The sequence below is a fragment of the Arthrobacter sp. Soil736 genome (assembly GCF_001428005.1).
GTDB lineage: Bacteria > Actinomycetota > Actinomycetes > Actinomycetales > Micrococcaceae > Arthrobacter.
Map to the genome: position 1 here is coordinate 153,500 of NZ_LMSB01000073.1, position 13,410 is coordinate 166,909.

5 protein-coding genes are annotated in these 13,410 nt (G+C 60.2%); all 5 read left to right on the forward strand.

Annotation, left to right across the window (positions count from 1 at the left end):
- Positions 1-62: 62 nt before the first annotated feature.
- The 5 genes from ASG92_RS26185 (at position 63) to ASG92_RS26205 (ending at position 13,368) form a co-directional block, all read left to right on the forward strand.
- Positions 63-3,218 carry a DEAD/DEAH box helicase gene (locus ASG92_RS26185; RefSeq protein WP_056635743.1) on the forward strand — a complete coding sequence of 1,052 codons (3,156 nt, stop codon included), beginning with the start codon at positions 63-65 and terminating at the stop codon, positions 3,216-3,218.
- Between the two features lie 149 nt (positions 3,219-3,367).
- The gene (locus tag ASG92_RS26190; protein ID WP_346763009.1) at positions 3,368-8,206 is read left to right on the forward strand and encodes a type ISP restriction/modification enzyme; all 4,839 of its coding nucleotides are present in this window, start codon (positions 3,368-3,370) and stop codon (positions 8,204-8,206) included.
- Between the two features lie 5 nt (positions 8,207-8,211).
- Positions 8,212-9,909, forward strand: a complete 1,698-nt coding sequence (locus ASG92_RS26195) for a DUF262 domain-containing protein (RefSeq protein WP_056635748.1) — start codon at positions 8,212-8,214, stop codon at positions 9,907-9,909.
- Between the two features lie 363 nt (positions 9,910-10,272).
- Positions 10,273-11,493, forward strand: a complete 1,221-nt coding sequence (locus ASG92_RS26200; RefSeq protein WP_056635751.1) for an exonuclease domain-containing protein — start codon at positions 10,273-10,275, stop codon at positions 11,491-11,493.
- Between the two features lie 582 nt (positions 11,494-12,075).
- A complete protein-coding gene (locus ASG92_RS26205; protein WP_056635754.1) occupies positions 12,076-13,368 on the forward strand; it encodes an ISL3 family transposase in 1,293 nt (430 codons plus the stop codon).
- Positions 13,369-13,410: the final 42 nt, after the last annotated feature.

The window sequence follows — 13,410 nt, forward strand, 5'->3', positions numbered from 1 at the left end:
TCCTGAGCGAGCTGACACGAGGAATCCCCCTTGTTGTCGGTGATCACTAGTAGCCTGGCGCAGTGACTAATTTCAGCGGGGGAAGAGCGGCGGAGAAGCTGTCCGAAGGATTGTACGAACTACTCAACACGGATGCGCTCGGCAATCTGCTGAATACCGCGCCAGAACTCCATCCGGTCTTCGCAAATGTCGAGGACGAAGACACCCCGGACATCCTCTCCCGCCACGTGGCCGACGCCGTCCGCCAGGCTCTCGCCGCAGCCAAGCCAAGTGACCGGGTCGGTCTGGCCAACCGGCTCCTCCAGGAACTGAACACCTCAGACCTCATCGCCGCGGGCCCCACGCAACTCCACTCCCTCCACCGTCCGGATGCACTCAAGCGCCGCCAACTCCGCCGTCCCACTACCAAGCTGAGCGATTCGGCCCTCCTGACCAACAGCAAGGACGATCCGAACCTCGCGGCCGAGCTCCGAACCGAGATCGAGTCCGCCAACACCGTGGACCTGCTCTGTGCCTTCGTTCGCTGGACGGGACTGCGCCTGCTCCAGCCGGCGCTGGAGCAGCTCAAGGAGCGCGACGTCAAACTCCGAGTCCTCACGACCACCTACATGGGTGCCACGGAACGCCGCGCCATCGACGAGCTGGTCACGCGTTACGGCGCCGAAGTGAAGATCAACTACGAAACCCAGGCCACCCGCCTGCACGCCAAGGCCTGGCTGTTCCGCAGGGACTCCGGCTTCGACACGGCCTACGTCGGCAGCTCAAACCTCAGCCAGGCAGCCCTCCTGGACGGACTCGAGTGGAACGTCAGGCTCAGCTCCGTCGGCACCCCCACGCTGCTTCAAAAATTCGAGGTCACCTTCGACAGCTACTGGGAGCAGCGGGCCTTCCAGAGCTATGACCCTGAGCGTGACGGCGAAAAACTCGACGCCGCACTGGAGCGCAACGGCGGTCGGCGAACCGCCGCCCCTGATGCTGCCACAGGCCTTGAAGTCCAGCCGTTCCTCCACCAGGAGGAGATGCTCGAGGAACTGGAAGCCGAGCGTCTCAAGGGCTTCAACCACAACCTCCTGGTCGCTGCCACAGGCACGGGCAAGACTGTGATCGCGGCCCTTGACTACAAACGCTTGAGCGAGGCTGCCGGCCGTGATCTGAAGCTGCTCTTCGTCGCCCACCGCCAGGAAATCCTCAAACAGGCCATGCGCACCTACCGTGACGTCATGCAGGACGGGGCCTTCGGCGAACTCTACGTCGGTGAGCACAAACCTCAGCAGTGGAAGCACATCTTCGCCTCCGTCCAGTCGCTGTCATCCCTCGGCATCGAACAACTGGCACCGGACTTCTTCGACGTCGTGGTCATCGATGAGTTCCACCACGCGATGGCACCCACGTACCGGCGCCTGATTGACCATCTGCAGCCGCAGCAGCTCCTCGGGCTCACCGCGACGCCGGAACGAGGTGACGGCGTCGACGTCGCCAAGCAGTTCTTCGACGGCCGCACTGCCAGCGAGCTGAGGCTGTGGGACGCCCTGGACGCTGACCTGCTGGTGCCGTTCCACTACTTCGGCGTCTCGGACGACGTCGACCTGAGCCAGCTGGAATGGAAGCGCGGCAACTACGACACCACACAGCTGAACAACCTCTACACCGGCAACGACGCCCGCGCCGCCAAGGTGATCCGCGAACTCCGCGACAAAGTCACCAGCACCCACCAGATGCGGGCCATCGGCTTCTGCGTCTCGGTCCAGCACGCCCATTACATGGCCGAGGTGTTCAACCGCGCCGGCATCGCCTCTGTTGCCGTCGACGGGAGCACCGACGATGCCGACCGTGCGGCAGCGCTTGAGCGCCTCCGCCGGCGGGAGATCAACTGCATCTTCGCTGTCGATCTTTTCAACGAAGGCCTTGACTTGCCACAGGTGGACACCATCCTGATGCTCCGGCCCACGCAGAGCGCCACAATCTTCCTTCAGCAGCTGGGGCGGGGGCTCCGCCGTGCGGAGGGGAAGGCGGTGCTGACCGTCATGGACTTCATCGGCCAGCAGCGCCGAGAGTTCCGCTTCGACCTGCGCTACCGGGCGCTGACCGGCTATGGGCGCAAGGAGCTGGAGAAGGCTGTCGAAGATGAGTTCCCGTACCTGCCATCTGGCTCGCAGATGGTGCTGGACCGGGTGGCGCAGAAGGTGGTGCTGGACAACATCAAGGCACAGCTGCGGTTCAACCGGGCACAGCTTGTCCGGGATATCGCCTCGTACGCGGAGACCGAGCTGGAGGTCTATCTGGAGCGGTCAGGGAGCGACGTGAAGTCGATTTACCGTTCCACCAAGGATTCATGGACTGGCTACCTCCGCCAGGCGGGCCTGATCGAAGGGTTCTCCCCACTGGAGGCAGTCCTCAGCGGGAGGATCCAGGAGCACTCCGATGCCGACGAGAAGAAGCTCCTCGGCCGCATGGCTGCGCTCATCCATGTGGACGATCCGGAACGTGCCGAGGCGTACTCGATGCTGGTCGGCCCCGATGTACCCCGCTACGCGGAGCTCGGCATGCGCGAACAGACGTTCGCCCGGATGTTGTTCTACACGCTGTGGGACGACGGCGGCGGTTTCCAGTCGTACGACGCCGGATTGGACTATCTGCGCGGCTATCAGTTCGTCTGCAGTGAGATCCGCCAGCTCGTAAAGCTGGGAGTAGCCGCGTCCAAACATGCGGCCAAAGGTCTCGGCGCGGGGTTGCAAAACGTTCCGCTGCTCTCGCACGCGACGTACCGGCGTGAAGAGGTCCTGGCCGCATTGCAGTATGGATCGAAGGAGCTCGGCAAGAACGTGCAGCACCGCGAGGGCGTGGCGTGGTGCCCGACAACTTCTACGGACGCCTTCTTCGTCACCCTCAACAAGGACGACAAGAAGCACTCGGCGACAACGATGTACAGGGACTACGCGATCAGTCCGGAGCTCTTTCACTGGGAATCGCAGAACGCTACGGCGACCGGAAGTCCGACCGGGAGGCGGTACCTGGACCGGGCTTCGCACGGCTCGAAGATCGTGATCTTCACCAGAGACACCTCGGACGACGAGACCGGTCTGACGGTTCCGTACACGTGCTTGGGGCAGGTGGACTACGTGCAGCATGTCGGCGAGAAGCCGATCGCCATTACCTGGAAACTGCACCGGCCGATGCCGGCGGATGTGTTCGCGACGGCGGCTGCCGTGGCGCAATAGACTTCACCTTGCTGAGCTGACGGGGAATTGCGTGTCGCTCAGCACACAAGTGGCGGCTCCAATAGCGTGCCCAGCCTGACTGTTGCCATATGATCTGACGTACCGGTCTGGGCCGGTTTTCTATTGCGTCATTGCCGATGGGGGCTTTTGTGTCTACGACTTTTGATCAACTCCTTGACTCCTACCGCGATCTTGCGGATTCAGAACGGATGAAGGGCAGCTACTTTGAACAGTTGATCGAGCAGTATCTGGAGCACGACGGCGTCCAAGCGCCTCAGTACACGAACGTCTGGTTGTGGCGCGATTGGCCGGGCCGGAACGGCAAGCCGGACACGGGCATCGATCTCGTGGCTGAGCGCGCAGACGGGGGGGTCACGGCGATTCAGTGCAAGTTCTATGCCGAGACCCACACAATGCAGAAGCATGACATTGACTCGTTCATCTCAGCTTCGGGTAAAGAGCCCTTCACTCATCGGCTCATCGTGTCCACGACGTCGAAATGGACCCAGAACGCCGAGGAGATGCTGGACAGTCAGCACATTCCGGTCCAGCGCATCGGACTTTCGGATTTTCGCCATTCCAACATCGACTGGTCCACCTACGAACTCACTGACCCCTCCACGGCTCCCAAGCTGCACGAGAAGAAGCAACTTCGCCCGCACCAGCATGATGCCGTCGCCGCCACGATGAAGGGCTTCATCGATAACAACCGCGGCAAACTGATCATGGCCTGCGGCACGGGCAAGACTTTCACCGCACTCAAGGTTGCAGAGCGTTTCGCTGAGATGGAGGGCCACGCCCGGATCCTCTTTCTGGTCCCGTCCTTGGCTCTGATGTCCCAGTCTCTCAAGGAATGGTCGGACGAGACTGAGCAGCCCATGCACGCCTACGCTGTCTGCTCCGATGTGAAGGTCGGCCGGCAGAAGAACTCGGACTTGACCGACGTCGCTATCCATGACCTCCAGATCCCGGCCACCACAGACGGCAAAACACTCGTCGAGGCAATGGGTAAGAAGGAACTGGACGAGGGAATGACGGTGGTCTTCTCGACCTATCAGTCCATCGACGCCGTCGCCCAGGCTCAGCAGGCCGGCCTGCCTGACTTCGATCTCATCATCTGCGACGAGGCCCACCGCACCACCGGCGCCACCCTGTCCGGCACCGAGGAATCTCACTTCGTTAAAGTCCACCGCAACGACGTCATCGCCGGCGGCAAGCGGCTCTATATGACGGCCACCCCGCGCCTGTTCAACGACGACACGAAGAACGCGGCGATGGAGAAGGATGCCATCCTGTGTTCCATGGATGATGAGACCTTGTATGGTCCGGTGTTCTATCGGATCGGCTTCGGCGAAGCCGTCACCAAGAAGCTCCTTGCCGACTACAAAGTCTTGGTCCTCGGCGTCGAGGAAACCCAAGTAGTTTCCTCTTTCCAGGACCAGCTCGCCGACTCCAACATGGAACTGAACATTGACGACGTCGCCAAGCTGATCGGCTGCTGGAACGGACTCGCCAAGCGCCGGTCCGGAGTCCACGAGGTCTCCTTCGGAAATGACCTCGCCCCGATGAAGCGGGCGGTCGCCTTCAACCGCGACATCAAGTCTTCCAAGCTCGTCGAGTCCGAGTTCGAGGACCTCGTCCGCGTGCACCTGACCAATCTGGATAACGACGACCCCACCGACGACCTCAAGGTCCAGGTCAGACACATCGACGGCGGCTTCAACGCCGTTGCCCGCGCAGAGCGCCTTGACTGGCTCAAGGAGGACTTCAACCACGACGGCGGCCAGCCCACCTGCCGGATCCTCACCAACGCGCGCTGCCTGACCGAAGGCGTGGACGTTCCCTCGCTGGACGCGGTGCTTTTCCTCAACCCCCGCAACTCCATGGTGGACGTGATCCAGGCTGTCGGACGCGTGATGCGCGTCGCCAAGGGGAAACAGTTCGGGTACATCGTGCTGCCGATCGCCATCCCCGAGGGCATGTCTACTTCCGAGGCGCTCAAGGACAACACCCGCTACAAGGTGGTCTGGCAGGTCCTCCAGGCCCTACGCGCCCACGACGAGCGAATGGATGCCTCGATCAACCAGATCGAGCTGAACCACAACGCGCCGGAGTCGATCGTGATCGAGACGGTAGACCTGATGCCCAAGAAAAAGAAAGGACCCGGCATCGGCGACCCGGAGCACGTCGACCCCGAGGACAAGGAGTGGGAGCAAGGCACTCTGCAGTTCCCGGTGGCGGATTGGAAGGACGCCGTCTACGCAAAGATCGTGGACAAGTGCGGCAACCGAATGTACTGGGAAGACTGGTCCAAGGACATCGCGGACATCGCCAACAAACACATCGTGCTGATCAACAACCTGCTCGAACAGGCCGATACCGGCCACCGCAAAGCCTTCGATGACTTCATCCAGGGCCTGCAGGAAAACCTGAACCCGGACATCGATCAAGCCCAGGCCGTGGAAATGCTCGCTCAGCACCTGGTGACCAAGCCCGTGTTCGACGCCATGTTCACCGACTCCAACTTCACCGAACACAACCCCGTCTCACTGGCGATGCAGAACATCCTCAACCAGCTCGATGACCACTCCGCGTTCGAAAAGGAACGTGCCGGCCTAGAGAAGTTCTACGACTCCGTCCGGGCCCGTGTGAAATCCATCGACAACGCCGCGGCCAAACAGAAGATCATCCTGGAGCTCTACGACAACTTCTTCCGCAACGCCTTCCCACGCGTAGCGGACCGTCTCGGCATCGTCTTCACCCCTGTCCCGGTCGTGGACTATATACTCCGCTCCGCGGATGCCGCGCTGCGGCTGGAGTTCGGCAAGTCGCTCTCGGATGAGGGGGTCTCCATCTTGGAACCCTTCGTCGGCACTGGCACTTTTGTCACCCGGCTGCTGCAGTCGGGGTTGATCAAGCCGGAGGATCTGTACCGGAAGTACACCCAGGAACTCTTCGCCAACGAGATTGTGCTGCTCAGCTACTACATCGCGGCTATCAACATCGAAACCGTCTTCGCAGAGGAATCGAAGAAGAACGGCGTCGATCATGGCTATGTCCCCTTCGACGGCATCGCCTTGACGGATACCTTTCAGCTCAACGAGTCCGACGGCGCCTTCGACTCCGTGGTCTTCCCGGAGAACTCCGAGCGCGTTCAGCGGCAAAAGAACCAGGACATACGCGTCATTGTCATGAACCCGCCGTACTCGGCTGGCCAGACCAGCGCGAACGATAACAACCAGAACCAGGCATACCCGGTCTTGGACGCCTCCATTTCTGCCACGTACGCCAAAGCGTCATCAGCCACATCAACCAAGAACCTCATGGATTCCTATATCCGAGGCATCCGATGGGCCTCCAACAGGATCAATGACGACGGCGTCATTGCCTTCGTCTCCAACGGCAGCTTCCTTGACGCAAATTCAATGGACGGCATCCGCAAGGCCTTCGCGAATGAGTTCAGCCGCATTTTCGTCTACAACCTGCGCGGCAACCAGCGAACATCCGGCGAAACGTCCCGCAGAGAGGGCGGAAAAATCTTTGGCAGTGGCTCCCGTACTCAGGTGGCCATTGCCATCCTGATCAAGAATTCGGCCCGCAGCGGCCCAGCAGACATTCAGTATCGGGATATCGGCGACTACCTCACGCGCGAACAGAAGCTGGACATCCTCTCCATCGAGCAGTCTTTGGAGGGTACCGACTGGGGCCAAATATTCCCGAACGAACACGGTGACTGGCTCAATCACCGAGATGAAAACTTCGAGGCCTTCCAGCCGATGGGCGACAAGGCCACCAAGGGCAAAACGACCACCCCCGGTGTCTTTGAAAATTACTCACTTGGGTTGGGAACGAATCGAGACGCTTGGTGCTATAACTTTGGGCGCGGCGCCGTCGCCAACAATATGGAACGCACGATCGGTGTATACAATTTTGAAATAGGCCGGTCATCAAAGGAGGGCACGAACAGTAGGGAAATGGACAAGACGAGAATTGCATGGTCTTCAAGCTTGGAATCATCCTTCAAACAGCAAAAGCTCGTCGCTTTCTCCACTGAAAAGATCGTACGGGCCGCATATCGACCGTTCTGCAAGCAGAACGTGTATTTCGATCCGATATTCAACCACCGTGTGAACCAGCTCCCAAAGATGTTTCCCACACCAGCACACTCGAATTTGGCAATTGTTACATCGGCGACGAATGGTAAGGATGCCAGCTCATTGGTCCTCGACGCGCTCCCGGACTTACACATCGTGGGAGACGCGCAATGCTTCAGTCTCTACACGTACGAGTCGGTCTCTACCGACACCCAGGGCGACCTGTTTGCGGAGGCCGATCCCGACGCCGTCGATGGGTACCGGCGGAAGGACAACATCACGGACCTAACGCTGAACACCTACCGCGGCTTCTATGAGGATCCGGAGCTGGGCAAGGAAGACATCTTCTACTACATCTATGGTCTGCTGCACACCCCGAAGTACAAGGAGCAGTACAAGGCGGACCTGATGAAAATGCTGCCGCGCATCCCAAAGGTCAAGGACTTCTGGGGCTTCAGCCAAGCCGGCCGACGGCTCGCCGAGCTGCACCTGAACTACGAGACGGTCGAGCCGTTTCCGCTGGAAGAGATCTCGTCAGGTTCGATCGCTGGAGTCTCTGACGAAGAGTTTGACTTCTACCGGGTGAACAAGCTGTCGTTCGGCGCCCGCAAGGACCGCTCGCGGATCATCTACAACACGCGGATCACTCTGGCCGGAATCCCCGACGAATCGTTCAACTATCAGGTCAACGGCAAATCGGCGCTGGAGTGGATAATCGATCGGTATCAGGTGACCACCCACAAGGAATCCCAGATTACCAACGACCCCAACGACTATTGCCGCGAAGTCGGCAACCCCCGCTACATTCTGGATCTCATCAAACGCATCGTCACAGTGTCGGTGGAGACCAACAAGATCGTCGCAGCGTTGCCCGCCCTAGAGATCGCTGAGTAATAGTCATGGCTGAGAAGACAGTTAAGAGCAAGATTCATGCAGCAGAGCAGCCGCTGAATCAGATATTTAGTCCCCAGTTCGAGTTCTCGATTCCGGATTATCAACGGCCGTACGCTTGGGGCGGCGAACAGACCAGTCAACTGCTGTCCGATATCATGGAGGCCCAGCGGCGCAATCCTGAAGAGCCCTATTTCTTAGGATCGTTGGTCCTCGTCAAGGAGGAAGGTAATCCGAAGGCGGACGTCATCGATGGGCAGCAACGGCTTACGACTCTTACTATCCTCCTCGCTGTCCTCCGTGAGCTGAGTGAAAATCCCCAGGTTCGGTCGGAAATGCATGAGTACATCGTGGAGCCGGGCAAGATCACGTCGGGCATCGCAAGCAACCCAAGGCTTCACCTCCGGGCCCGCGACCGCGCTTTCTTCACTGTCTACATCCAGGAGCAAGGAAAACTCCAAGAGCTGTTCGATGTTTCGGATGTCCAGCTCAAGACGGATGCCCAGAAGTCCATCCGTGACAACGCGAAGCTCCTCCACGATGAGCTGGCGATTCTGTCCGAAGAACAGCGTATGACCCTAATCATGATGCTCACGCTGCGAACGTTCCTAGTCATGGTCTCTACCGAAGACTTGGACAGCGCTCACCGCATCTTTAGCGTGATGAACGCTAGGGGGCTTGATCTTTCTGCCGCCGATATTTTTAAGGCTGAGCTCATCGGCCGTGTCCCTGAGAACTTCCGAGGCGTTTACGCTGATAAATGGGAAGTGGCTGAGGTGGATCTCGGCCGGGACGGCTTTTCCGATTTGTTCCAGCACATCCGGATGATCATGACTAAGGTCCGCGGGCGGCAGGAAATTCTCAAGGAGTTCCGCGAACAAGTACTGGACCCGTATCTGCAAAATGCCACAGCTGCGTCTTTCATCGACGACGTCTTGCTGCCGTACGCCGAGGCGTACGAAACCGTAATCGATCGAAGCTACCAATCCTCTGGGTCTGCCGACCGGATCAACAAGTGGCTGGTAAGGTTCGGTCAGCTCGACAACCAAGACTGGGTTCCGCCGGTGCTTTGGGCTCTGAGGCACCACGGAGACGATGAAGACTGGCTGGACGCGTTCCTGCGAAAGCTTGAGCGGCTTGCGGCGACCATGCTCATTCGGCGGGAGTATCAGACTCCACGTGCCCAACGCTATGCGAACTTGCTCAAGGAATTGGATGCAGGATTCGGCTTGGATGCACCCAGCCTCGAACTGGACAGACTCGAGCGTCAGAGCGTCCTGGACGGCCTGTCCGGGCCAATTTACGAGGCCAAAAGGGTTGTGAAGTACGTGCTACTCAGGCTGGACGAGACGCTGGCTGGCACATCGGGTGTCACGTACGATCACCCGATAATCACCGTGGAACACGTATTGCCTCAAAACCCGAAAGAGTCTTCCGAATGGATGGGTGCTTTCACTGACGAGCAACGCGCGGAGTGGACGCATCGGCTGGGCAACCTCGTCCTGTTGAATCGGCGGAAGAACGCTGAGGCGTCCAACCGCGACTTCGAGCACAAGAAGTCGCGATATTTCTCCGGTCCAAACGGCTCTGCCCCCTTCACCTTGACGATTCAGGTCAACGGGACACCGGCGTGGACTCCCGCGGTACTCGAAGAGCGCCAGCAGAAGTTGGTGGCCAGACTTTCGAGTCTCTGGTCACTTTCCTAAAGCTTGACCGCCAGTGAGAAAGTGAGGCGCCGCCGATGAGAAACCCAAATTCTGCGGCCGTCGTCTGTTCCGAATGCCATGCAAAGGCGCGGCTCAATTTGCTGGCGGGGCGCATCTATTCCCACCAAACGCCGGGTCAGCTGGAAGCCTGCAGGACCTCGGGCCGGCAGATTGAAACACCACTTGAGGGGCAGAAATTTGATGGCGAGCCCCTTCGATATGAGGCCAAGCCTTCTGCCTATCGCGTTGTGGAGTCCGATGGCTCGAGCAGCGTGAAGGCAACCAGCCGAGGCCTGCCGGGCAATGGAAAGCGACCATGAATTTGCGGCAATTGAATAGTGAATCTGAACCGCGGGGGAACAAATGAATGCAGGATTTGCCGTCGTCGACGTTGAGACGACCGGGCTCTTTCCGGTAAGCCACCGAATTGCCGAAATTGCGGTCGTGCATGTGGAACCGGACGGCACTGTCAGCAACCGCTGGGAGACGCTCGTGAATCCACAGCGGGACTTGGGCCCCCAGCACATCCATGGCATCCGAGCGGCAGACATCCTGCACGCGCCCGTTTTCGCGGACATTGCCCATGACGTGATGGACCTCTTGTCGGGCCGAGTGCTCGTGGCACACAACGTCCACTTCGACTACCGCTTTGTTTCACACGAATTGGGCCGTGCCGGCCTGGCGTTGCCGTTCGAAGTCCACGAATGCCTGTGCACGATGAAGCTGGCTAGTCGCTACCTGCCCGGAGCAGGCCGCTCGCTGAAGGACTGCTGCGACAGTTTCGGGGTCAGTCTGGAAAATGCTCACTGTGCGGGAGACGACGCGGAGGCGACAGCCCACGTTCTGAGCAACTACATCCGGATGGATGCGGAAAATCCAGAGTGGTTCAGTTCCCTCGACCGGGCCTACTTCGCCTCCTGGCCGAGTGTGACTCCGAAGCGGCTGCCGCCGGCCCTCCGACGACCGGCGGAAGAGCCGCAGCCGCACTTTCTTGAACGGCTGGTGAACCGCCTGCCTGAAGTCGCCGGTCCGGACGAGCACAACGCCTATCTGGCAATGCTTGACCGCGCCCTCATGGACCGTCAGATCTCAGTGTCCGAGGCAGATGGGCTTGTGACCCTCGCTGATTCCCTGGGGATCAGCCGAAGCACTGCAGAAGAACTCCACATCAAGTACATGATTTCCATGCTGGCCGCAGCTTGGGACGACGGAGTGGTCACTGCCGAAGAGGAAGCTGACCTCCGCATTGTCGGGGACCTGCTCGACATCAGCCAGGAATCCATAACGCGCGGGCTCGTGGCTCCTGTCGCGGGACAAGATGCGGAAACTGGTGCCGTAGTCCAGTCGCTGGTGGTCGCGGCCGGGGACAAAGTCGTGCTTACCGGCGAGATGTCGCGGGATCGTAGCGACATTGAGACGGACCTCCGAGCGGCTGGGTTTGTTCCACATCCGGCGATCACCAAAGCGGTGAAACTGTTGGTCGCCGCCGACCCTGACAGCCTGTCGGGCAAAGCCAAGAAGGCGCGTAGCTACGGGATCCCGGTGGTGGGTGAAAGCTACCTGTCAAAGTTGCTCAGGACCTAACCTCGATTTTTCATGACCGTCGGTGATGGTTGTTGATTCGTGCCGTCAGGTTGATCGGCGGTTGTTTTCTGTTTTCGGGCAGTGTGGTGTGGCCCGCGGGTTCGCTTTGGGGTTGGCGCCGGTTCCACTTCCGGTGATGGGGCTTCTTGTCGGGACAGGATGAGTGGCCGCTCACCCTGCGGCTGGGTGCAGGACATGTCTGAGGCGCCCGGTGTTCTCCAGGAGCAGTTTCATGAGGTTTTTCTCGGGCGCTGATTCCGGGAGCAAGAGCTGGTTGCGGCGGGCGCGGGTGATGATTTTCCCGGCGGTCGTGAAGAGCCGGTAGCGCCAGCGTTTGATGTCCCAGGCTTTGGCGTGATGGCCGTTTGGCGGCTCTTCGTGGTTCGTGGGGAAATGATTCCGTGTCGTAGCTGAAAAAAGGGCCCGTGGCCCTGCTGGGATGAGTGTGTCTAAGCATTCAACCTGGAACGGGCTCTTCGTGGTTCGTGGGGAAATGATTCCGTGTCGTAGCTGAAAAAAGGGCCCGTGGCCCTGCTGGGATGAGTGTGTCTAAGCATTCAACCTGGAACAGGACCACGAGCCTTGAATGAGCCTACCGGGGTGGCGGTCGACGCTGCCACCAGCATCTTTAACCTGCCCGACTATCGCGTCATCTCCGTCAGCATGCCAACCGATGGCCCGCGCCAGGTCATTGTCGAAACCGACCAGCCACCAGGCTGTCCCACCTGTGGTGTCGTGGCATCCCGACGGAAGGAACGGCGCTTCCAGCGGATCCGGGACATCCCTGTCGCCGGTGCCGTTGAGGTTCTCTGGTCCAAGTACCGCTGGTACTGCGAGGAGGCTGCCTGCCCGCGGTTGTCCTTCTTTGAATCCACTGCGCAGGTCCCGCGGCACGCCCGTTCCACCGGACGGCTTCGGGACCATCTCGTCGAGGCGGTCATTCGTTCCGGCCGGGCCGTCTCCGAGACTGCCTCCGCGTTCACGGTGTCCTGGTGGATGGTCCGCGCCGCGGTGAACGAAGCCTGTGTCCTGAACCTGCCTGACGTGGATCAGCTCAGCCCGCGGATGCTGGGCATCGACGAGCACCGGTTCCGGTCGGTGCGCTATTTCCGCAATCCGGAGTCCGGGTCGTGGACCCGGTACGAGCCCTGGATGACAACGATCGTGGACCTGGACACCGGGCAGGTCCTGGGCGTGGTCGACGGCCGGGACCACACGGGCGTCGGAGACTGGCTCTTCGCCCGCCCGCTGGAGTGGCGGCTGGCCGTGCAGGTGGTCGCTATCGATCCGTCCGCCGCGTTCAGAAAGGCCCTGAGGATGTGGCTTCCGCGCACGGCTGTCGCGGTCGATCATTTCCATCTCGTCTCCCTCGGCAACCAGGCCATGACCGAGGCCCGGCAGAACCTCTCCCAGCAGGTCAAGGGCCGGCGTGGTCGGGCCGTCGACAAGGCCTGGGCACATCGGATGCTGCTCCTGCGGGCAGGCGACACACTCACCGGCAATGCATCACACCGCCTGGCGGAGGTCTTCGCCGCCGATGACCCGACCGGCAGGCTGCAGGCAGTGTGGAAGGTCAAAGAACAGCTGCGGGTACTTCTCCGCACAGCATCCCTCGCTGATGCCGCCGCTGCCAAAGATGAGCTCAAGGCCTTGGTCGAGGCTGCAGGCCGGCCGGAGACGAACAAGCTCTACCGCACCGTTTGCAGATGGTGGAAAGAGATCGAAGTCCTCATCGTCACCGGCGCCACAACCGCAAAGGTAGAGGCGAACAACACCGGGATCAAGCAAATTAAGCGCACCGCACGCGGCTACCGGAACGCAGGCAATTACAAATCGGTTATTCTCATGACCAGTGCCGTCCGGACGGCGGCATGACACTCATCCGGGAATCAATTTCCCCACGAACCGCGAAGAGCC